Annotated in this window: 17 protein-coding genes and 2 pseudogenes; 13 read left to right on the top strand and 6 right to left on the bottom strand. The window is 69.6% G+C overall.

From position 1 onward, the window contains the following. The 4 genes from A3IC_RS0151570 to A3IC_RS61565 form a co-directional block, all read left to right on the top strand. The coding region (locus A3IC_RS0151570) for an amino acid permease (RefSeq protein ID WP_020557875.1) at positions 1-582 on the top strand (582 nt) is incomplete at its 5' end. 446 nt (positions 583-1,028) lie between these two features. Then, positions 1,029-2,051: an AraC-like ligand-binding domain-containing protein gene (locus tag A3IC_RS61560; protein ID WP_020557877.1), complete on the top strand. Its 1,023-nt coding sequence runs from the start codon at positions 1,029-1,031 to the stop codon at positions 2,049-2,051. A gap of 280 nt (positions 2,052-2,331) precedes the next feature. After that, on the top strand, positions 2,332-2,802 hold the full coding sequence (locus A3IC_RS0151585; RefSeq protein ID WP_063744999.1) for a hypothetical protein: 471 nt from the start codon (positions 2,332-2,334) through the stop codon (positions 2,800-2,802). Between the two features lie 566 nt (positions 2,803-3,368). Beyond that, positions 3,369-3,875 carry a GNAT family N-acetyltransferase gene (locus tag A3IC_RS61565; RefSeq protein WP_052174183.1) on the top strand — a complete coding sequence of 169 codons (507 nt, stop codon included), beginning with the start codon at positions 3,369-3,371 and terminating at the stop codon, positions 3,873-3,875. A gap of 178 nt (positions 3,876-4,053) precedes the next feature. Here the strand turns inward: A3IC_RS61565 and A3IC_RS61570 are convergent, their stop codons facing one another. Beyond that, positions 4,054-4,782, bottom strand: a complete 729-nt coding sequence (locus A3IC_RS61570; RefSeq protein WP_020557880.1) for a helix-turn-helix domain-containing protein — start codon at positions 4,780-4,782, stop codon at positions 4,054-4,056. Between the two features lie 526 nt (positions 4,783-5,308). Here A3IC_RS61570 and A3IC_RS72330 point away from each other — a divergent pair. Next, positions 5,309-5,800: a hypothetical protein gene (locus A3IC_RS72330; protein ID WP_245600031.1), complete on the top strand. Its 492-nt coding sequence runs from the start codon at positions 5,309-5,311 to the stop codon at positions 5,798-5,800. A 227-nt stretch (positions 5,801-6,027) separates the two neighbouring features. Here A3IC_RS72330 and A3IC_RS72890 read toward each other — a convergent pair. The 3 genes and pseudogenes from A3IC_RS72890 to A3IC_RS0151610 all read right to left on the bottom strand — a co-directional run. Further along, positions 6,028-6,294, bottom strand: a pseudogene (locus A3IC_RS72890) (histidine kinase dimerization/phosphoacceptor domain-containing protein); the annotation flags it as partial. A gap of 59 nt (positions 6,295-6,353) precedes the next feature. Continuing rightward, a complete protein-coding gene (locus A3IC_RS0151605; RefSeq protein ID WP_020557882.1) occupies positions 6,354-8,345 on the bottom strand; it encodes an RNA polymerase sigma factor in 1,992 nt (663 codons plus the stop codon). A gap of 62 nt (positions 8,346-8,407) precedes the next feature. Further along, the gene (locus tag A3IC_RS0151610; protein ID WP_020557883.1) at positions 8,408-8,725 is read right to left on the bottom strand and encodes a YciI family protein; all 318 of its coding nucleotides are present in this window, start codon (positions 8,723-8,725) and stop codon (positions 8,408-8,410) included. A gap of 141 nt (positions 8,726-8,866) precedes the next feature. On the opposite strand from A3IC_RS0151610, the gene A3IC_RS0151615 reads away from it, so the two are divergent. The 6 genes from A3IC_RS0151615 to A3IC_RS0151640 all read left to right on the top strand — a co-directional run bounded on the left by A3IC_RS0151615 (position 8,867) and on the right by A3IC_RS0151640 (position 18,588). Beyond that, positions 8,867-9,544 carry a DUF998 domain-containing protein gene (locus A3IC_RS0151615; RefSeq protein ID WP_020557884.1) on the top strand — a complete coding sequence of 226 codons (678 nt, stop codon included), beginning with the start codon at positions 8,867-8,869 and terminating at the stop codon, positions 9,542-9,544. Between the two features lie 392 nt (positions 9,545-9,936). Next, the gene (locus tag A3IC_RS0151620) at positions 9,937-10,980 is read left to right on the top strand and encodes a zinc-dependent alcohol dehydrogenase family protein (protein ID WP_020557885.1); all 1,044 of its coding nucleotides are present in this window, start codon (positions 9,937-9,939) and stop codon (positions 10,978-10,980) included. Beyond that, on the top strand, positions 10,977-14,033 hold the full coding sequence (gene ppdK, locus A3IC_RS61575) for a pyruvate, phosphate dikinase (protein WP_020557886.1): 3,057 nt from the start codon (positions 10,977-10,979) through the stop codon (positions 14,031-14,033). The genes A3IC_RS0151620 and ppdK overlap by 4 nt, the downstream gene beginning before the upstream one ends. A 13-nt stretch (positions 14,034-14,046) precedes the next feature. Next, positions 14,047-14,730 carry a helix-turn-helix domain-containing protein gene (locus A3IC_RS61580; RefSeq protein ID WP_020557887.1) on the top strand — a complete coding sequence of 228 codons (684 nt, stop codon included), beginning with the start codon at positions 14,047-14,049 and terminating at the stop codon, positions 14,728-14,730. 828 nt (positions 14,731-15,558) lie between these two features. Continuing rightward, positions 15,559-16,845, top strand: coding sequence for an ATP-binding protein (locus A3IC_RS0151635; RefSeq protein ID WP_020557888.1), 1,287 nt, complete (start codon positions 15,559-15,561; stop codon positions 16,843-16,845). 969 nt (positions 16,846-17,814) lie between these two features. After that, the gene (locus A3IC_RS0151640) at positions 17,815-18,588 is read left to right on the top strand and encodes an HAD hydrolase family protein (RefSeq protein ID WP_040879026.1); all 774 of its coding nucleotides are present in this window, start codon (positions 17,815-17,817) and stop codon (positions 18,586-18,588) included. A gap of 663 nt (positions 18,589-19,251) precedes the next feature. Here the strand turns inward: A3IC_RS0151640 and A3IC_RS0151645 are convergent. Then, entirely contained in the window at positions 19,252-19,623 is a 372-nt protein-coding gene (locus tag A3IC_RS0151645; protein ID WP_020557890.1) for a gamma-glutamylcyclotransferase family protein, read from the bottom strand. A 355-nt stretch (positions 19,624-19,978) separates the two neighbouring features. After that, positions 19,979-20,164, bottom strand: a pseudogene (locus tag A3IC_RS66590) (STAS domain-containing protein); the annotation flags it as partial. 414 nt (positions 20,165-20,578) lie between these two features. Between A3IC_RS66590 and A3IC_RS0151650 the strand changes: the two are divergent. Further along, entirely contained in the window at positions 20,579-21,001 is a 423-nt protein-coding gene (locus A3IC_RS0151650) for a hypothetical protein (protein ID WP_020557892.1), read from the top strand. 241 nt (positions 21,002-21,242) lie between these two features. Then, on the top strand, positions 21,243-21,546 hold a 304-nt coding region (locus tag A3IC_RS0151655), incomplete at its 3' end, for an AMP-binding protein (RefSeq protein WP_158696486.1).

Consider the following 21,546-nt stretch of genomic DNA (forward strand, 5'->3'; position numbering starts at 1 on the left):
TGGGCCGGGAACGCGGTCGCGGTCGCCGCGATCGTCTCCGGGATCGGCGCGCTGGGCGGCTGGACGATGATCTGCGCCGAGATGCCCTACGCCGCCGCCCGCGAGGGCCTGTTCCCCAAGGCGTTCGCCCGCAAGCGCGGCGACACCCCCGTCTTCGGCATCCTCGCCGCCACCGTCCTGGCCTCACTGATCACCGTGGCCGCCTACAGCAGCTTCGACCACGTCTTCACCACCATCGTGCTGCTGAGCGTCCTGACCGCGGCCATCCCCTACCTCTTCTCCGCCGCCGCCCAGCTGTTCTGGCTGCTCACCCACGCCCACCAGGCGAGCCGGGGCCGCTTCGTCCGCGACGTGGCGGTCTCGGGTACCGCCCTGGCGTTCTCCTACTGGTCGATCCAGGGCAGCGGCTACCAGACGGTCTACTACGGGCTGTTCGCCGTACTCCTCGGCATCCCGGTCTACATCCTGCTCAAGCGCGACCGCGGCGAGTACGGCGAGCAGGCCGGGTCCAGCCCGTCCGCGCCTCCGGAACAGCTCACCTCGTCGGACGCCACCCCGACGCCCCAAGGGCGCGCCGCCTGACCGGCCGGCGGGCACGAGGCCGCCCACGTGTCGACGAACCCGGGCGGGACCTTCGGCCCCGCCCGGGAGCCGTCCGGCCCTGGGCGACCGGCGGCCATCGCGCCCACCGTCTCCACGTCGCGTCGTGCCCGGGCCGTGGATATTTCGACCTCCGTCCGCGGCGCGTGCCGGTGCGAGCGTCGGTCGACTCCGGTCGGAGAGTGCGCCTTCGTACAAGTCGACCGCCCAGGGTCCACAGCAATGTGGACACACCGCGCGGTGCCCGGCGCAGCCGCTCCAGGAGAACAACGCATCGCCCTGAAAGGGATGTTCGGCAGTGGCATGACCATCGACGACCAGCCGCAGCGGTCCGGTTCCGCCTGGGTGCGGCTCGGATCGAGCGTGGTGGCCGTCTGGCTGGTGGTTGCTTTCGTAACGGCTAAGCGGTGCGACCGAATGGAGAGGCAATGATCGAAGAAACGTTCACTACCGACGTTTTACCCAGGCAGGACCGCTGGGCAAGCTGGTACGACACCGGGACCAGGTCTCATCTGCCGACGTTGATTCACACCAACCACCAGGACGATTTCCGGGGCTCGATACGCCGGCTCGATCTCGGCTCCGTGCAGATATCAACACTGACGTACAGCCCGTTGCAGGTGACGCGGACCCCGAAACTGATCCGACGGTCCGACCCGGGCATCTATTACTTCGTGTTCCCCCGGCTCGGGCGGATAGGGGTCGCCCAGGCGGGCCGTGAGACAGTGCTGACCTCGACGACGTTGGTCTACTACGACGCCTCGCGACCCTTCACCGCCTGGGCGACCGCCGAAGACGGGAGGGTCGCCGGCTGCCTGATCCTGCAGATACCCAGAAAGCTGTTCCCCGTCCGAGCGGAGACTCTCAGCCCGCTCCTCGCAGCTCCCTTGGCGAGCCGGGACGGGCTCGGCGCGCTGCTCGCCGGTCATCTCGACCGGCTGGTCACGAACGCTGCCGGCTATACCCCGGCGGACGCCGTCCGCCTGGCGGCCATCACCGTGGACCTGTCCGCCGCTCTGTGCGCACACGAGCTGGAATCCAACGGCACCCTACCGCCGGAGACACATCGCAGGGCGATACAAGCACAGGTTCACGCGTTCATCCGGGAACACCTCGGCGACCCCGACCTCTCGCCGGACACCATCGCCGCAGCTCACCAAATCTCCACGCGCTACCTTTACAAGCTCTTTCAGGATCAGGGCCTCGCCGTGGCCGACTGGATCCGCAGGAGTCGGCTCGAACGCTGCAGGCGCGATCTGGCCGACCCCGCCCTGCGTTCCCGCCCGGTCCTGGCCATCGCGGCCCAGTGGGGTTTCAAGGACGGAGCCAACTTCAGCCGCGTCTTTCGATCCGCGTACGGCATGCCCCCCGGAGAGTACCGAAACCATCATCAAAGCGATGCCGTGCGAGAACAGACAAGAACCGTGCGGGCCACGACAAGGACTTCCTGATCGCTTCTCGGCAAGCTGGTTCCCGACAGGCATCGACCTTCCGAACCGCATATCGACCGCGCGTCGACTGTGTACCGGCTCAGTACCGGGCTTCGTACAAGCGACCCGCAGCTGCACCGCCGCCGTGCGAAAGGCGTCTCGCGTGGCGAGCGACCATGGGATGCCTCGGCTGTGCCGACCGGGAATCACCGCGCGACTCCGCAATGCCGCTTTCCAGAGCCTAATTGGACCGGCCCGATATATATGGCTGGCAAATTGCGAAAAATGAGACGGGGAATCCATGAAGATTCGTTCCATCCTGACGACACTCGCAGCCGCCGGGATACTGGTGTTGGCGACCACGACCAATGCTCAGGCCGCGGACGGGAAGCAATTGGCCACCGATTCCGTCGGCCCCAGTGACAGTCAAACCTGGTACTGCACGTCCGGGAGCGCGAACGGCCAGGCATGCTTCTCCCCCCTGGGAGAGTGGTTCAGGATCAAGGACACCTGGGCCGACACTTATCCGGTCGTGATTCAGTGGCGATTCTTCGATGACGAGGTGAGCCCGACCGGAGCGATAGTGCGGCAGGGCAGGATCTGGAACACCGCCGGTCAGGCTGCGGGCTGGCGGTACGTCAACAAGTCGTTCCCGGAGAACCAGCCGGGGGTGACCCTCAAGTCGGTGAGCTTCCGTGCCTGCTCCGGAAATTACCTCTCGGACAGCATTTCCGAAGGAACTTGCTCCGACTGGAGGAGCATCGGCACCTGACACCCGGAATATATATCGGTCCTGATGCTCGGAATTCGGTGGCCCGTGCGGCATCGCACGGGCCACCGTTGCTCCCGGCCCCCGGCAATGGCACGTGCTCGCCGATGCTCCATTCGGCTCGAGCGCCCCGGTATTCCCACCAGCCCCAAGCCAATCGCGGTTCGCCGCGTTCCGGCGGTCGGAGCGACCTTCGAGTCCGGCAGATGATCGCCGGCGATCGACAGCTCAGTTGAGCGAGGTGACCTGTGTCAGCAGAGTTCGCATCCGGATCTCGTCCGGCCCCCACCCGCCGGACACTCGTCGTCGGCGCGATCGCCTCGGCGGCTTGGATTCACCCGGCCGCTCCCGCCGGTGCCGTACCCAAAGCCGCCGGTTCGGCGGGAACCGTTCGTGTCCATCGGCGCGCTGCGGCTTCGACGAAGCCGGCCGGCCGGACCGGCTGCCGGTGATCGCGGTTCGCGTCGACACCCGCCCCCGGTGTCGACGCTGTCGCCCGCCGGGGAAGCCGAGCCCTCCGATCACGTACGAAATTCCTCCAACGATGACGCCTGACAAAGGAGTTCTCGATGCTTCGGCCCGCAAGTCCGAACGATGCGGAAAGGATCGCGGAGATCTGGCAACGAGGGTGGCGTGACGGCCATCTGGGACACGTTCCCGAGGCTCTCGTCGCCGTCCGCAGCGCGTCGTCGTTCAGAACACGGGCGCTCGAACGTATAGACGCCACGATGGTCGTCGACATCGATAAAGCGGTCGCGGGTTTCGTGACGGTGATCGACGACGAGGTGGAACAGGTCTATGTGTCGAAGGAGCGCCGCAGCACCGGGGTGGGGGACCTACTGCTTGCGGAAGCCGAGCGCCTCGTCGGCGCCGGCGGCTATCGTCGGGCGTGGTTGGCCGTCGTGAGCGGCAACACCCGGGCCCGCAGGTTCTACGCGCGCAACGGCTGGATGGACGAAGGCCTGTTCGACTATCCGGCCGACGCCGTGACGGGTTCCGTCCTCGTCCCCTGCCACCGCTACGTCAAGCCTGTCGCGAGACAGCCGACGGGTTGCCGACCTTCGCTCCTCCGGTGAGTGGGGAGGTTCGGTGAGTGGCCACCACCGGGCGAGCGGTGTCCTTCACGACGACAGCGACAGCGCCCGGTGCAGCGGGTGCGACGTACGCCCCGCCCACCCGAGTCGTCGACGCGGGCGGCCGCCGAGGAGTCGCAGGACCGCCGAGCGGGCATTCGGGCCCAGGCGGGTGGCGGTTTCAGTGATCGAAGACGTCGGCCAGCCGTCCCTCGAGGGGGCCTCGGGAGGCGGAACGGTCCGCAAGAAGGCACAGCTGTGCGGGGGTGAGTCCGGCCAGGTCACGGAAGTCGCGGTTCATGTGTGCCTGGTCGTGGTAGCCGCATGCGGCCGCCCGGTCGGCCAGTGACCGGCACGAGTCCGACGGCAGGGTCAGCGCCCGTTGGAACCGCAGGATCCGGCTGACGGATTGCGGCGGGAGCCCGATCTGCTCGCGAAAAAGCACCTGGAGCCGCCGCGTGCCGCGGCCTGTCACCGCAGCCAGATCCTTGACGGACAACCGCCCGTGACAGGCGCGCAGCCGACTCCACGCCTCGGCAACGAGCGGCGACGGCGACGGCGCGTTTACCATCCGCCGCGCCAAGGCGTCCTCGACGATCGCCCAGCGCCCTTCCCAACCCGGCACCGCAACGAGTTGCTCGATGAGCCCGGCCGACCAGCCGGCGCCCAGCACCGCATCCGGATGTACGTGGCTGTGGGCCAGGTGGTGCAGCGGCAATCCCAGGCATATGTACGCGCCGAGCGGAGTGAACTCCACCTCGATCGCCTCCGCGACGCCTTCGTATCCGCCCCTGATCGACGACAGCTGCAGACCGGCGAGCATCGCATGCCACGTCGTTCGCGCCGCCGGCGCGCTCCGGGCCTCATGGAACAGGTGGAGCGGATCTCCCCAGCCCAGGATCAACGTCACGGTGGCCGAGGGAAGAGTGAGCCTGACCGGTCCCCGCCCCCTGGTGCGATGACCCCTGACCATCGCGACGTGGCCGCGCAACCGCTCGGAGGGACACCGCTCCGCATAGTCGCCCCTGTCCCTCGACTCCATGGACATTCCAACCTCCAACCTCGGCCCGCGACGCGTGCCGGTGTGCGCGTCGGTCGACGACTCTGGTCCAAGAGTGCGCCTTCGTACAAGACGACCGCCCAAGCTCCGCAGCAGTCTTGATACCCGCCGCCCGGCGCTCGTCGTCTCGATACCGCCCGCGCCGAACCCAGCCGCTCAAGGGACAGGCGAGGTCTCTTGCGTTGCGGCGGCGTGTTGACGCAGGAGCGTACGAACGAACACGGGAGTGCGGATGTTGGCGCGAGAATACGGATACCAGGTGTCGTCGCGGACGGCGATCCATACCCCGGGGATCGAGGACGAGTTGGTCCGCGGTCGGCGCACCGCCCTCGTCGTCTTCGCGGGAATAGCGGGACCTCTGGTAATCCTCCCGCTGATGACGATGCTGATGTTCACTGTCGGCCTTGACATGCGGATCCACTACACCGTGATGGCCGTCTGCCTGGCGGTCGCTTTCGTAGCGGCGATGTTCCAGGGGCGGGCGGACCGGATCAGTAAGGGCGTGGTCCTGCTGCGGGGCCATGCCTGGCAGGTGTGGCCGTGCCGCGTGGACGACATCGAAGGAAAGCTCACCGAGCGGCGACTGTCACTGCTTGCGCCCGATGGGACCGCGGCGGCGACGTTTCGGACAAAGATGCCGCAAAGCGTGTGGTCTGCGATGACCGACGGTCGCGGTGTTCTGTGGTGCGCCGGCGACCTGCGCTTTGACATGGTCGTTGCCGCGGCCGGCGGGAGCCCGTTCTGGATCGCCAAGCCGGAGACACCGCGGCAACGAAACGAGCGACGCCCTCGCGATCTCGAGAACTCCTCGCTCGAGGCTCTGATCAGGGAGGCAAGGACGAACGTTGTATGGAACCTGTTCGGATAGCCGCCACACCCGCCCACCGCCGCCGCGCCACCACCACCCCGGGACCCCGCGCAACGGGCGTTCCGGCACCCCGTCGGCGTCCGCGTCCGGATCTCACCGCGCGTGCCGCGCACACCCGCCCGCCGCCGTGTCGCATACCGAACCACCCGCACCGGCCCATCGGTACACCGCGCCGCACACCACCGCAGCCGAACGCCACCGGCCCCGCCCCGGCGCATGCGCCGCAGTCCTGCCCGTGTCTCGCGGCTGGTGGTCTCGATGGCGTTCAGCGCCTTGCGTGATCCGGCAGGTCGGGTGTCGATGACCAGGTTTGTCGCGCCGGCGTGGATCGCGACGACTCCGATGTTGTGGGCGACCATGTCGTGCAGTTCGCGGGCGATCCGCAGCCGTTCGGCGACCACCGCCCGGGCCGCAGCCTCCGTGTGCAAGGCCCCTCTGTGGTCGCGCCGCCGGCGCATCGAGTTGCCGATCATCCAGGCGACGACGACAGTCATGGTGGCGCCCGACACCTCGGAGAGGACGTCACCCGGTCACTCGCGCACACCGGACGACGCTACGGATCCTCTCGTCGGGGGCCGGAGCGGCTCAGCTGATGGAGGGTGTAGCCCGCGCCCGACGGGTCGAGCCGCTTGGTGGCCCGTTTGAACAGGTACTCGGCGCGTTCATAGGAGAGTCGTCCGCGTCCGGTGTCGGGGCACAGGTCGGCGGATCGGGGCATTCTGGATGGGGCGGGCCGCCGGTCGGCAAGGAACAGCGGGCCCCGACATCGACCCTCCACGAGGCGGGGGAGCAGGACGGCGGTGCCGGACTGCCAGGACAGTCGGTGGGATTCGCTGCCTCTGGTGAATTGTCCGTGCCGGCGGGGCAGGTCGAGGTCCTCGATGTCGAGAGACAGAGCTGTCTTCGCGGAGACCGTCGACTCGTAGAGGAGCCACCACAGCGTCTGCTCACGCAGCGCCGTGTCCGACTGCTCGCAGAGGGTTTCGAGTTGTGGCAGAGCGATCGGTGCTCTGCGGGTGCGGCTCTCGGGTTTTCGCGCGAGTTCGGCCGACAAGTCGTCGACGGAGGCCCAGGTGCGGAACGACCGGACGGCCGCGCGGTGCCGGTTCCAGGTTTTTGGGGCGGCCGTACCCCAGGCCACGGCAAATACTCGGAGCACATCTCCTGCGGTGATGTCGACCAGTGGGGTTTTGGGGCCGAGGTCCAGGCACAGGCGTCGCAGAGTCTGTCCGTAGGAGCGGACCGTCTCGGGATCCAGATCCTCGCGGGCCAGGAATTCCCGGGTGGCCTGTCCCAAGGTGGCTTCCACCCGTGGAGGTGCTCCGGCTGCGGCTCGCCTGCGCAGGAACGCGCGCTCGGCGGCGTTGTGTGTCAGCGAGGCGGCACGTTCGAACTCCCTTGTGGCCTCGTCGTGTCGGCCGAGCCGGGCCAGGAGGTCGCCGCGTACGCCGGAGAGCAGGTGGTAGTTCTTCAGCGCGGGATCGCGGACCAGTTGGTCGACCACGTCCAGTCCCACCTGTGGACCGTGCGCCATGCCCAGGGCGATGGCGCGGTTGAGTTGCACCACCGGCGACGGCATCTGCCGGACCAGTGCTCCGTACAGCGCCGCGATCCGTGGCCAGTCCGTGTCTTCGGCGCTCTTGGCCTGCGCGTGATGGACGGCGATCGCGGCCTGCAACACGTACGGGCCGGGCGGGTCGCCGATCTCTCGGGCTCGCAGCATCGCCGCGAACCCGCGTCGGACGAGGAGTTGGTCCCAACGGCCGCGGTTTTGCTCGTGGAGTTGGACGGGTTCGCCGGACGGGCCCGTCCGTGCGGCCGAACGGGAGGCGTGGAGTTCCATCAGCGCGACCAGGCCGTGGACTTCCGCCTGCCGTGGCGCGAGGTCGGCCAGCAGCCGCCCCAGACGGAGGGCTTCCAGGCACAGCGTCGGACGCATGAGATCGTCGCCGGAGGTGGCGGCGTAGCCCTCGTTGAAGATCAGGTAGACCACCTCGAGCACGGACGCCAATCGGTCGGCGAGCTCTGGTCGGGGCGGCAGTTCGAACGGGATCCGCTTCTCGGCGAGAGTGCGCTTGGCGTCGGCGATGCGCTGGGTGACAGTCTGCTCGGAGACCAGGAAGGCCCGGGCGATCTCCCCGGCGGTCAGGCCGCCGAGGAGCCGGAGGGTCAACGCGGTTCTCGACTCGGGCGGCAACACCGGGTGGCAGGACATGAACATCAGGCGCAGGACATCGTCGTCCACGTGCTCGTCGGAGCCCTGTTGTTCCAGCGTCCGGGCGATCTCCTTCTGCTTGTCTTCCAGACGCGCGTTACGGCGGATGTGGTCTATGGCCCGGCGTTTCGCGGTGGTCATGAGCCAGGCACCGGGGTTGTCCGGGATGCCTTGTCGGGGCCACTGTTCCAGCGCGGCCACCAGCGCGTCCTGCGCGAACTCCTCGGCCAGTCCGACATCGCGGACGACCCCCGTGAGCCCGGCGATGATTTTCGTGGACTCGAACTTCCAGACCGCGTCGATCGCGCGATGGGCGTCCGGTGCCGTCACGAAGAAGATCAGAGCAGCATCCCCCGGCGCCGCGCAAGCCGGGGGACGACATCGCCGTGGGATCAGTCGAGGATCCGGTGCATCCGTCCTTCGCCGTCCCCGATGATCTTGAAGAAGCGGCGGGTGAGTTCCACCGCCTCCTCCTTCGAACGGACCTCGATCAGCGCGAAGCCGCCGACCACCTCCCTCGCTTCGGCGAAGGGGCCGTCGGTCACGGTGACCGTCCCGTCGACGGCCTCGAACAGCGTGGTCCCCAAGTCCATGCCACCTGTGGCCAACAGAACGCCGGAGCTGGTCAGTTCCTCCATGAACTTGCCCATCTCGATGTAAAGGGCCTCGTCCGTCGACTGCTTGCCGGTGCTCGTCATCAGGAATCGCATCGTCGTACCTCCAGGACGCTCGGGTTGTGTGACCTCACGTCGAACAAGCCCATGTGACAGGGAACGCATCGCCACGTGCGTTCCCTGTCACATCGCCGAGACGACGTCCGGACAAAGATCGAACAACGAAGGGACCCGGCCATGGCCTCCACAACCACCACCTCCGCGACCACCGACGCGACCCGCATCGGCATCTCGCTCTCCACCCGTAGGCTTCTCGCCGCCGCGGCCGTCGCCGCCCCGGTGTGGGTCGCCGTCTCCCTGGCCCAGGCACTCACCCGACACGGCTTCGGCCTGACCCGCCACCCCCTCAGCGCACTGGCCAACGGCTCGCTCGGCTGGATCCAGGTCGCCAACTTCCTGATCGCCGGGACGCTGTTCATCGCCGGTTCGGTGGGCCTGCGCAGGGCGCTCCGCGGCTCCCTCGGCGGAACCTGGGTGTCGCGACTGGTCCTGGTCAACGGCATCGCCATGCTCGCCGCGGGCGTCTTCCGGATGGACCCGATGGACGGCTTCCCCGTCGGCACTCCTTCCGGCACGCCGGACACGCAGACCTGGCACAGTAACCTCCACATGGTCAGCGGGATGGTCTCCTTCGCCGCTCTCATCGCGGCCTGTCTCGTGCTCGGCCGCCGCTTCACCCGCGCCGGGGAGCTCCGCTCGGCCGTCGTCTCCCGCGCCGCCGCGGCAACACTCTTCCTCGGCAACGCCTGGTCTCTCGGCGGCGGCCCCGCCGGTGCGCTGACCATGGCGGTCGGTGTCGTGACCGCGATGACCTGGGTCTCGGTGGTCGCCGCCCGCATCCGCAAGGCCGCATGACCGTGGCTGCGGGCGCACGGCCCGCCCGCACGGGTACGGCCGGCACCGGCTCGAAGACGCGGCTACCCGCGACGTCGTGTGCAGACTGAACCCTCCTGTAGCGAAGCGGAGTTCTTCCCGGAGATCGAAGCGCAGACCGGACCGATCCCCGTCCTCGCAAGGCTTCGCCGCCGATGCGGCGGCGTTCAGTGCCGAACGACTCCACCTCCCGAGGCGTACGAAGGGTTGGAGCCGGGCCATCCGGCCGACACCACCGATTCCGACGCCGCGCGAACAAGGTCCACGTGTCACTCGGCCCGCCGAACCGGGCCACTCGGCCCTAACAGCGACCTTCCGCGCGGCGTGACGCTGGGGGCGCAAGCGCAACCGCTCACGTTGGAAAGGCGGATGCCATGAAGGCCCTGACCTACCACGGCGCCGGACACCACCGGTGGGAGGACGTGCCCACGCCCACCGTCCGCGACCCCCAGGATGCGGTGATCCGCGTGGACGCCGTCACGATCTGCGGCACCGACCTGCACATCCTCAAGGGCGACGTGCCCGAGGTCGAATCGGGCCGCGTCCTCGGCCACGAGGCGATCGGCACCATCACCGAAATCGGCCCCGGCGTACGAGGCTTCGTCCGCGGCGACCGCGTGCTGATCTCGTGCATCTCCTCGTGCGGGCGCTGCCGCAACTGCCGCGCCGGCGCCTACGGACAGTGTTCCGGCGGCGGGGGCTGGGTGCTGGGCCACCTCATCGACGGCACCCAGGCCGAATACGTCCGCGTGCCCTTCGCGGACACCTCCCTGCACAAGCTCCCGGGAGCTGTCGGCGTCGAGGACGCCCTGATGCTCGCCGACATCCTGCCCACCTCCTACGAGGTCGGCGTCCGCAACGGACACGTACGCCCCGGCGACACCGTCGTCGTCGTGGGAGCCGGGCCCATCGGACTCGCCGCCATCACCACCGCCCGCCTCTTCTCCCCTTCACGCGTTATCGCCGTCGACCCCTCGCCCGCACGCCGCGACGCCGCCAAGCGGTTCGGCGCCGACGTCGTCCTGGACCTCCCCGAAGCCGACCCCGACGCGCTCGCCTCACTCACCAGGGACGGACAGGCGGCGCACGTGGCCATCGAGGCCGTCGGCGTGCCCGAGTCCTTCGAACTGTGCACCCGCCTGGTCCGCGCCGGCGGACACGTCGCCAACGTCGGCGTGCACGGGAAACCGGCCGCCCTGCACCTCGAGGACCTGTGGATCCGCAACCTCACCATCACCACCGGCCTGGTCGACACCACCAGCACACCGCTGCTCCTGGACCTGCTCGCCGAGGGCCGGCTCGGCACGGAAGGGATGATCACCCACCGGTTCGGCCTCGACGAGATGCTCACCGCCTACGACACCTTCGCCCGCGCGGCGGAGACCGGCGCGCTCAAGGTCGCTCTCTTCCGCCGGTGAACCACCCCTGCCCCGACCGCACCGACGCCGCGGGCGTCAACGCGGCCTTCGAGGCGGCGGCCGAGGGTCCGCTGCGCGGCATCCTGCGGGTCGCTTATGCGCCGATCGTCTCCCGCGACGTGATCGGCGACCCGTACTCGTGCGTCGTCGACGCCGAACTCACCCGGGTCAACGGCGACCTGGTCGAGGTCTTCGGCTGTTACGACAACGAATGGGGCTACACCAACCGCCTGCTCGACCTGACCGAGTACGTCGCCCGCCGTCTCCGACCCCTCACGTCACCCGAATCCGCAGGAAGGCCGACCATGACCAGCGCGTACGTGTACGACTTCACCGAAGGCTCCCGTGAACAGGCCGGGTTGCTCGGCGGCAAGGGCGCCAACCTCGCCGAGATGACCCGCCTCGGGCTCCCGGTTCCGCCCGGCTTCACGGTGGGCACGAACGCGTGCCGGGCCTTCCTGCGCACCGGGAGCCTCCCCGAGGGACTGGACGGTGAGATCGCCGCCCACCTGAAGCGCCTGGAACAGCTCACCGGGCGCCGCCTGGGCCAGGCGGACGACCCGCTGCTGGTGTCGGTACGCTCGGGCGCGCGCTCCTCCATGCCCGGAATGATGGACACGATCCTCGACGTCGGACTCAACGACGCCTCGGTGATCGGCCTCGCCAAGAGCACCGGCCGCGAACGCTTCGCCTGGGACTCCTACCGGCGCCTGGTGCAGATGTACGGCGCCACCGTGCTCGGCATCGACGCCGCCCGCTTCGAAGCCGTGCTGACCCGGCGCGGGCGACAGGTCGGGGCCGGCGACGACCTGGGTCTGGACACGCGCCAACTGGCGGAAACGGTCCGCGAGTTCCAGGCGATCATCCACGACGCGACGGGCCGGGAGTTCCCGCAGGACCCGCGCGAGCAGTTGCGACGCGCGGTGGTGGCCGTGTTCGAGTCGTGGAACGGCGAGCGCGCCGCGGTCCACCGCGGGCGCGAACACATCGCGGACGACCTCGGCACCGCGGTGAACATCCAGGTCATGGTCTTCGGCAACCTGGGGCCCGACTCGGGCTCGGGCGTCGCCTTCACCCGGGATCCGGGCACCGGCCGGCCCGGCGTCTACGGCGACTACCTGCCCGACGCCCAGGGCGAGGACGTGGTCTCGGGTGTGCGGGACGCCCTCGCGCTCGACGAACTCGAGCACCTGGACCCGGACTCGTACGCCCGACTGCGCGCCCACCTGCGCCTGCTGGAGGCGCACTATCGGGACCTGTGCGACGTCGAGTTCACCATCGAACGCGGCCGACTGTGGGTGTTGCAGACCAGGGTCGGCAAACGCACCCCCGAGGCCGCGTTCCGGATCGCCTGCGCCCTCGTGGACGAAGGGATGATCACCTGGCCCGAGGCCCTGTCCCGGGTCGACGCCGGGCGGCTCGACCACCTCACCTTCCCCCGCTTCGACGCGGACCCCGACACCCCGATCCTGGCGCACGGCGTACCGGCCTCGCCCGGAGCCGCGGTCGGCGCCGTCGTCTTCGACGTCGCCGAGGCCGTCCGCCGGGCCGAGGCCGGCGAGCACGTGGTGCTGGTCCGGCACGAGACCAGCCCCGACGACCTGCCCGGCATGATCGCCGCCGAGGCCGTCCTCACCGGCCGCGGCGGCAAGACCAGCCACGCGGCAGTGGTCGCCCGCGGCATGGGCAAGGTGTGCGTGTGCGGGGCGGCGGAACTCGACATCGACCCCGAGCACCACCGGTTCACCACCGCCGACGGCATCGTGATCGAGGAGGGCACCATCGTCTCCGTCGACGGCACCGCCGGCACCGTCCACCTCGGCGCACTGCCGCTGGTCGCCTCCCCCGTCACCCGCTACCTCGAGACCGGCACCCGAACGCCCGGCATCGTCGACGCCGTCGCCCGCTGCCTGGAACAGGCCGACCAGATCCGCCGAATGGATGTCCTGGCCAACGCGGACACGCCCGAGGACGCGGCCCGCGCCCGACGCTACGGAGCACGCGGCATCGGACTCTGCCGCACCGAACACATGTTCCTGGGCGACCGTCGCCGACTGGTCGAGGACATGATCCTCGCCCGCACCGACGCCGAACGCGACGCCGCCCTGGCCGCACTGCTCCCGCTCCAACGCGAGGACTTCACCCGCATCCTGACCGCGATGGACGGACTGCCGGTCACCATCCGCCTGATCGACCCACCCCTACACGAATTCCTGCCCGACCACACCGAATCGGCCGTCCGGATCGCCCGCGCACAAGCCCTGGGACAGCCGCAGGACCCCCGCGACCTGCGCCTGCACGGAGCCGGCGAACTGCTCCACGAGGAGAACCCGATGCTGGGCCTGCGCGGCGTACGCCTCGCGCTCGCGATACCCGGCCTGATCGCCACCCAGGTCCGCGCGGTCGCCGAGGCCGCCGTCGCCCGCGTGCGCGCCGGCGGCGATCCGCGCGCCGAGATCATGATCCCGCTCGTGGCCACCGAGACGGAACTGCGCATCGTCCGCACCGAGGTCGAACGCGTACTCGCCGAGGTCCGCGCCCGCACCGGGGTCGACGTGAACTGCCCGATCGGCACCATGATCGAACTGCCCAGAGCCGCACTGACCGCGGGGGAGATCGCCCGCTCGGCGGACTTCTTCTCGTTCGGCACCAACGACCTGACCCAGACCACCTGGGGCCTGTCCCGCGACGCCGCCGAGGCGTCCTTCCTCGCCGCCTACCTGGAACAGGGCATCCTGGCCGTCTCCCCGTTCGAGACCATCGACCGCGACGGCGTCGGGCGACTGGTCCGGATCGGCGTCGACCAGGGCCGTGCGACCACACCGAACCTGCGCATCGGCGTGTGCGGAGAACACGCGGGCGACCCCGACTCGATCCACTTCTTCCACGACTGCGGCGTCGACTACGTCTCCTGCTCGCCCTACCGCCTCCCCGGCGCCCGTCTGGAAGCCGCCCGGGCCGCGATCGCCGCCGGGCCGAGCCCACACACGCCGAACCCCACCCCGACTGAGCAGCACCGAGGACCGTGCGCGTCGGTGGGACGGCCCCGTTGAGAAGGAGGATCCAATGGACAACGAGACGGCCGGCACTCGCCTTCCCGACATGGTCGACATTCCCCGCAACATCCGCACCCGCCGCGAACAACTGGGCCTGACCCGGGCGGACGTCTGCGCCCGGGCAGGGCTGCCCCTGAAGTGGCTGGTGGAACTCGAGGCCGGAGACGCCCCCTTGTACCGGGCCGCCCTCGGCAGCCTGGCGGTGGCGCTGGAGACCAGTGTCACCGCGCTCGTGTCCGGTACCTTGGGCCCGCCGCCGACCATCCGGGAGGAACCGAGCCGCCCGGATGCCCGCAACCTGATCCCGATGAGCGAAAACGAGTGCTACGCCGGCCTCTCGACCCACGAGGTCGGTCGTCTCGCCGGTGGCATGGACCACACGCCGTGGGTACTTCCCGTCAACTATGTGCCCGACGGCAGGGATATCGTCTTCTCCACCCGACCCGGCTCACCACTCGCCCACGTTCGCGGAACGGTGGCCTTCGAAGTGGACGACGTGGACCGGTACGCCCGACTGGGCTGGAGCGTCCTGCTGATCGGTGTGGTCGAGCCCGTCACCGACCCCATCGAAATCACCAGGCTCACCGAAGCCGGAGGCGATACCTGGCTCACCCGGCACAACGAACTGTGGTTCCGTATCCATCCCGGCCGGGTGACCGGCCGCCGGCTGCGCCCACGCACAGGTCGGCGGTAACCACCTCCAGGACGCAGTGACAGCCCGTCGTCGCTGCGTGGCGGTGACTGCTTCCGCCGAACGCCCGAAGCCGATTGCCAGGTTCGGGCGTCGGCGGTGCCGCGGCGGATCAGGCGTTCGGTGCCGGTACGAAGACCACGGGGGTGTTGCCGCGGCGCAGGCAGCGGACGCCGGTGGGGCCCGGGATCGTGGGGCGATGCCGCTGGTGCCCAGCACGAGCAGCCGGGCACTTCGCGCGTGGTCGACGAGAACTTCTCGTGCCGCCGCCGCAGGTCCCACAACGCGGGGACCCGCCCTACGACACCGCCGCCGGCAACCGGAACCTCGCGTGACCGCCCCCGCCCGGCGTCCCCCGCGGCACCTCGAACACGGTCGGCGCACCTGCTCGGCCAACCTCGGCCCGGTCCGGACCGCACCCCGACGTCCCGCCACGCCCGGAGGCCACCGGCGGCAACCACTCCACCCGCTCCCGGCCGTGTCCCGCGCATACGTGGCCGGCCTTTGCGGCCGATCCGAAGCCGACGAGGTGTTCACCGGCACCGGAACCGGTGGTCGGGCAGGGTCGGCGAGTGAACTGCACGGTGACGAACCTCCCTGCCCGGCCTGATCGACGCCCTGGCGACGCTGGGGGCTCGTGTCGTGCGGGTCGGTGCGACCGGCGCGGCGGGGTTCGTGCTTGACGGCCGGGCGTCGTCGGCAGCTCCCATGCCGGATCGTTCGACGCGCGCATCGGGGGCACGAACGCGGAGAATGAAGCAAGGATCCGTTGCCGGGAGCACCATCCCCTCTGCTCTGTGGGACGGCGGTGGTGGTCCCTTTGCGAAGGTGATGACGATGCCGACGTGGCGATTGCGGGACTTCCACGACGACGACCTGGACCGCGCCATCCAGATCTGGGACCAGAACCAGCAGGAGGACGAGGCACCTGCCGTTTTCCCCATGTCGGAGGTGGTTACCGCAGCCAGGGCCGGAGGACCGGCCGTGGTGGCGATGGTCGGCGACGAACTGGTGGGTGTTGCCGTGGCGCAGGCATACGGCGAGCGGGGCTGGATCACCGTGGTGGCCCTGGCCGAGACGTGGCGCAACCGCGGGATCGGGAGCTCCCTGATCGCCGGGCTTGAGCGGCGCCTGCGGTCCCAGGGAGTTCGCCGGATCGGCGCGCTCCTCACGCCGGGGGCGACGGGCACCGCAGCCTTGGAGAACTCGGGCTACCGCTCCCGTGCCGGGCTCGTCTTCTACGAGAGGGTCGAGCACCTCGGCGCGAGCGACGCCGGCCTCCTCGCGGAGCTCGGGGGAAGGATGCTTCCCGGGGGTCTGTGGGACAGTCTCGCGGGAATGGAACGGGAGAAGGAAGCGATCGAGCGGCGGATCGTGCTGCCGCTGACCGAGCCCGTGTTGGCCGAGCGGTACGGAGTGAGCCCGCCGAAGGCGGTCATCCTCTTCGGCCCGCCGGGCACCGGTAAGACCAGCTTCGCTCGAGCGGTCGCCTCGCGGCTGCAGTGGCCGTTCGTGGAGCTGTTCCCCTCCCGGCTCGCGTCGTCCCGGGAGGGAGGACTGGCGACCTCGCTGCGGGAGGCGTTCATCGAGTTGGCCGAATTGGAGATGGTGGTGCTCTTCATCGACGAGGTCGAGGAGATCGCCTCTGTCCGATCCGGTACGGCCGTCGACCCCAGTCACGGAGTCACCAACGAACTGCTCAAGCTGATTCCCGGCTTCCGCGACCATGAAGACCGCCTCCTGATCTGCGCCACGAACTCCGTCCGCTCGCTCGACCCGGCGTTCCTTCGGCCCGGCCGTTTCGACTACGTCATCCCCGTCGGTCCGCCGGATCCCAAGGCCCGTTCGGCGGTCTGGCGGCGTTACCTCGGGCCTGCCGCCGTTCACGTCGACCTGCACCGTCTGGTGGAGGCAAGCGCAATGTTCACGCCGGCCGATATCGAGTTCGCCGCTCGCAAGGGTGCCCAAACCGCGTTCGAGCGCGAAGTCGCCCAGGGGGAGGGCATCCCGATCGGCACGGAGGACTACCTGCAGGCCATCGCCCGGACCCGTCCCACACTCACCGACCAGGCCCTGAAGGACTTCGCCGAGGACACCGAGGGGTATGTGCGGATGTGACATCGAGGCAACGCCGCAGACCGAACAGGGTGCTTTTCTGTGGTCTTCGCGTCTTTCGGTCCGGCGCTCCGGCGCGACGCCCAGGGACTGGCGACGACCTGATCGCCGCCGGGGTGAGCCGGATGGTGATGGAGGACGACGGCGCGTACGGGAAGTCGTAGTCGGGCTACTAGGACGGCCGGTGGCACATCGCCGCCTATCACAACAGCCCGGTGACGGCGCCAGGGCAGTGAACCCTTCCCGATAACCGACAGTGACGGCGTGTCGCGACACGAACACCCGACGTCGCCGACACAGACACCGAGGACCCCGGCCACCCCCGGGCCGGCGCCGGCTTGACCTGCACCGACAACGCGCCCGGGTGTTGGCCGGAGCCTCGGCCGGGGGGCGGTTGACCTGCGGTGTCGCAGGGTTTGAGAGGGCTGTGCAATGGGGTTGAGAAGTCTCGCGTGGCGGGTGGTGTGTTCGACTCCCGTGCCTGGGTGGTCGGGCGTTCCGGAGGTTTCCGGTGGTCCGGGGCCGGTGCGATCGTGTGCGCGGTGAGAGTTCCTTCACCCGGTGCTCTGGCTTCTGCGACGGAAGTCGAGTGAAACAAGACGCGGGAGCACTTCGCCCCAGCGGATGAACACCTTTGACGAACGCCCTTGCGCCCCGCCCCGCCGGACAGGTCCGGTGGGGCGGGGCACGAGGTGTGAGGAGCCGGCGTGGCGATCGGCGTGGCGAACAATCCGCGACACGGCCCACGATCGCGTCCGAGCGGGCGGCCCCCAACTGTGCCCCGGACCCGAACGTGGCGGCCCGGTTGCCCGAGTTCGCCTCGGCGAAACCATCCAATCCCGGGGCCGCGGGCAACCGACTGTCCTGCGACGCCGGCCGACTCCGACTCTCGCCGGAGATCGCCGTGTTGCCGGACGGATGGCGGTTGCGGCCGGGCGTTGCCGGTGCGAGTCGGCCGGCTACAATCCGACGATGTTCAACCTTCACGCGCGAACCGCGGTTTTCGACGTCGACGGCACGCTGTGTTTCGACGGATGGTCGATCGATGATCGAATACTCGCGGCGATCGGCGAGTGTGAGGGCGCCGGCCTTCACGTGGTCTTCGCGTCCGCCCGTCCCGTTCGAGACCTTCTGCCCGTGCTCGACGGCGCCTTCGGGTCGGCCACGCTGATCGGTGGGAACGGGAGCCTGGTCTCGGTCGAGGGCCGGGTGCGGGCTCGCGCGGCGTTCGACCCCGCCGGACTGGACGCGCTGATGGAGGCGGTCGGGCGATACCGGGCGACCTATCTCGCGGACGGGCCGTGGGATTACGCCTACACCGGACCGGTGGACCATCCGATTCTGAGCCGCGTCGATCAAGGCGGCCTCGCGAGGAGGGTGGAACTCGCCGAGCTTCCCGAGGTCGTGAAGTTCCTGGTCGTGGGCGCGTCCGATATGGTGGGAATCGCCGAGGTCGGCCGTGGGCTCGGGCTGACGGTCAATCACCACCTGGACGAGGCCATCATCGACTTCGCCCCGGGTTCGACGACGAAGTGGGAAGCCCTGACGTCGATGGGGATCGGCGAGTACACGGCGTTCGGCAACGACATCAACGACTTCGACCTCCTGCGGAACGCGGAGCGGGCGGTGCGTGTCGGCGCGCACCCGGGTCTGGACGATGTCGCGCACGTCTCCGTCGCCGCCGACCCCGAGGCGGTCGCGAACGAGATCGCCCTGCTGGCCCGGGCCGCCCGGGCCCTGGTCTGACACCGGCTGCCGGCGCATCGCACCGCGCCGACTACGTCCGCATCGAGACCGGTCGATCGCCCGGTCGATCGACGGATCGGGTTGCCGATACCCGGCATGACAGTCCCGCCGGTGCCGTCTCGGCCGGGGTGCGCGCCCGGGTCGAGACCGATCGGCCCACGCGCCGACTCCAACCCTCGCCGCACCCGCGGCCGGGAGTCGTTCGATCCGCCGCCCCCGGTTCGGCGCGAGCCCAAGGCCCCGCATGCGGCACTGTGCAGGGCCGGGGGCGGCACTCGTGACCTGGATGTCGGTATCCACGTCATGCCTCAAGCTTCACCGGGGCACTTGGCGTCCGCAGGGTTGGTGACCAGCCGCAACGCCGTGTCGGCCCTCCCGGGCGGCCATCTGGGGCACCGCGCGATCGGCCGCAGCCACGCCCTTGCCGATGAACGGATGACGGATCGATTCGGGTGTCGCCGCGGACGGTGCCGCAGCGTTGCGTGACACCCGCCGGTGGGCGCGGGAGCCGGATGGTGCCAACCCGTTACCGTCGGCGTGAGCCGCGTGTCGCGAGCGTCGACGCGGGTTGTGTGGCCCATCTCCGCCGGCCGCCTTCGACACGGTTGCCGAGGTTCCGAGGCGGTCCGGCGCCCGACACGATCCCGACCACGATCCCGCCCCTCAGGTCGACGCGGGGGCCGGTCGGGTGTCGAGGTACACCCATGCCGTGGCGCCCGATCGGAGGGTGACCTCGACGCGGGAGTAGTCGTCGACCTCGTAGTCGTCCGCCGAGGCCAGTTCGGCGTCGGTGATTGCGAAGACGGAGCCGTCGACGGCGTCGTCCGGGTCGCTCGAGGCGACGACGAGCGGGTGCCGGTTCGTGCCGCTGGTCGCGATCACCTCGGGGTCGGTGATCTCGATCATGGTCAGGCGGTGCCCGGGCAGGGCGTCCGGGCGGGCGTCGAGTTCCCTGCCGAACCGGGCGAGTTGGACCTGGCGCAGTTGCAGGGTGCCGTACGAGAACAGCAGGTGAGTTGCCGGGCTGGTGGTCACAGGGGCACTCCTCGCGCTTGGCTCGCCCTCGATGTGGTGATCGGTGATCAAGCTAGCGGACGGTCGATTCCACTACCACGGAGGGCGGTTCACCAGGTCTGCGGGGCCGGCTTTGCCGAAGCGCCGTCCGTCCAGCCGGGTTCGATGCAGGCGAGGGCGTCGGCCTGTGCCGCGCCCCGCAGGTCCGCCGCGCGGTGCCGCGACGATCCTGGCCGCGGCGCCGTCCCACACCACGGGCACCAGGCGCGTGTGTCCGGGGGACGGGCGTACGCGGCCGGTGACCGGTGCCTGCGGCAGGGTGTGGACCGACGTTCTGCGTATCCCAGGGGCCGGCTGCGGTGTCCGCGAGGTCGCGCGCGCGGTTCAGGGCCGCCAGACCCTTGTCCAGGGTCAGGGCCGTCCTGATCCCGTCGAGCGAGAGGCCAAGTTCGACCAGGGTGATCGCGACCGCGGGACGCATCCCCACCACGACGGTCTCCGCGTCCAGCAGGTGCGCGAGCGCGGCGATGGTGGCGAGCATCCATCCCACGAACGAATCGACGAAGGAGGCATTGCGACGGCTCCCGAACATGAACTGCCCCTTGGCATGAGGTGATTGAAGCCGTGGCCGGTTGGGCTCCGCAGTGCCTGCGCGATCACTATGGCGAGGTTGCGGATGCCGGGAACAGGGGAGTGGTCGTACCACGACGGCGCCGTCACGGACCGGTGACATGGTCACCGAACGCAGCGAGGAAGGCCCGTCCGGCGCCTTCGCGACACCACGTTTGCCCTGGTGACAAGGCGGGCGGGCCGGGAGCAGGGCGGCCCCCAAACCTCACCACCCTCGCGTGCTCGCGATGTCGGGTCGGGGCGACCGGCGATGCGTGTGCGGACGGACCTGGTGTCGCCGCCGTTTCCGGTACTACGCTGCGCGATGCCGCGACCGCGCACCACGGATGGAACGGGGTCTGGTCCCATGCGCAGAGCCAAGGCGAAGGCGCAACGTCGGGTCGAGGAGTTCCTGGAACGCGCGCGTCCGAACGACCCGCCCGTGATCACGGTGCCGGTGGTGAGCGGTCCGACGCCGCTGGTGATCCTGCTGACCCTGGGTGTGGGGGTCCTACGCCTCAGGCGCCACTACATCGTCGTGACCGGGAATGCGGTGCTCGTCCTGAACGCGGGTATGTGGCACACGGCCCCTCGCGAGATCGCCCACGTCATGCCGCGTGCCGTGGCCGCCGTGTCGATCGGCAAGATCGTGCTGGAGCCCCTGGTCATCAGGTTCCGCTTTCGGCTTCCGGGTCACTCCAGGTACACCCACCTGTCCGTCGGCGTCCCCTGGATGACCGACTTCGAGGCCATGGTGCGCGACCTGACCGGGATCGTCATCCGACGCTGACCGTCGTGCGGGACGAACCCGTGCGGGATGTCGGGCGCGTCGGCGGGCCGAGTGGACGTCGTGGAGGCGGCGGGCGCAGTCTCCGCCTTCGAACTCCACACGTTGGTCGGTGTCGACGTCCGGGCGGGTCGCGCGTCGTGGTGTGACCCGGTGAGGAACGGCCCAGGATGCCGCTTCCCACGCCGCCATGATCTGACGTACCGTCAGGTTCAATCAACCTCTGGCCTCTCCGGGAGCGATCATGCAAGGGGACCTTGAGTGGGGGAGCATTCCTGCTCTCGTCGACAGCGCGGCGGACCGCTTCGGTGACCGTGAGGCCGTGGTGGACGGCAATGTACGGGTCGNNTACGNNGAACTGCGGGACCGCGTACGGCGTGCCGCCGCCGCGGTCATCGCGGCGGGCGTGGACAAGGGCGATCGGGTCGGCATCTGGGCGCCGAACTCGCTGGACTGGATCGTGTCCGCGCTCGGCGCGCTGACCGCGGGTGCGGTCGTGGTGCCGATGAACACCCGGTACAAGGGTGCCGAGGCCAGGTACGTGCTGG

It is taken from the genome of Embleya scabrispora DSM 41855, assembly GCF_000372745.1.
Lineage (GTDB): Bacteria > Actinomycetota > Actinomycetes > Streptomycetales > Streptomycetaceae > Embleya > Embleya scabrispora.

What these genes read in the sequence shown, in the direction of transcription:
- A3IC_RS61560 (WP_020557877.1), top strand. Translation starts at nt 1,029, where the DNA reads ATGATCGAAGAAACGTTCACTACCGACGTTTTACCCAGGCAGGACCGC.
- A3IC_RS0151585 (WP_063744999.1), top strand. Translation starts at nt 2,332, where the DNA reads ATGAAGATTCGTTCCATCCTGACGACACTCGCAGCCGCCGGGATACTG.
- A3IC_RS61565 (WP_052174183.1), top strand. Translation starts at nt 3,369, where the DNA reads ATGCTTCGGCCCGCAAGTCCGAACGATGCGGAAAGGATCGCGGAGATC.
- A3IC_RS72330 (WP_245600031.1), top strand. Translation starts at nt 5,309, where the DNA reads ATGACGATGCTGATGTTCACTGTCGGCCTTGACATGCGGATCCACTAC.
- A3IC_RS0151610 (WP_020557883.1), bottom strand. Translation starts at nt 8,725, where the DNA reads ATGCGATTCCTGATGACGAGCACCGGCAAGCAGTCGACGGACGAGGCC.
- A3IC_RS0151615 (WP_020557884.1), top strand. Translation starts at nt 8,867, where the DNA reads ATGGCCTCCACAACCACCACCTCCGCGACCACCGACGCGACCCGCATC.
- A3IC_RS0151620 (WP_020557885.1), top strand. Translation starts at nt 9,937, where the DNA reads ATGAAGGCCCTGACCTACCACGGCGCCGGACACCACCGGTGGGAGGAC.
- A3IC_RS61580 (WP_020557887.1), top strand. Translation starts at nt 14,047, where the DNA reads ATGGACAACGAGACGGCCGGCACTCGCCTTCCCGACATGGTCGACATT.
- A3IC_RS0151635 (WP_020557888.1), top strand. Translation starts at nt 15,559, where the DNA reads ATGACGATGCCGACGTGGCGATTGCGGGACTTCCACGACGACGACCTG.
- A3IC_RS0151640 (WP_040879026.1), top strand. Translation starts at nt 17,815, where the DNA reads ATGTTCAACCTTCACGCGCGAACCGCGGTTTTCGACGTCGACGGCACG.
- A3IC_RS0151650 (WP_020557892.1), top strand. Translation starts at nt 20,579, where the DNA reads ATGCGCAGAGCCAAGGCGAAGGCGCAACGTCGGGTCGAGGAGTTCCTG.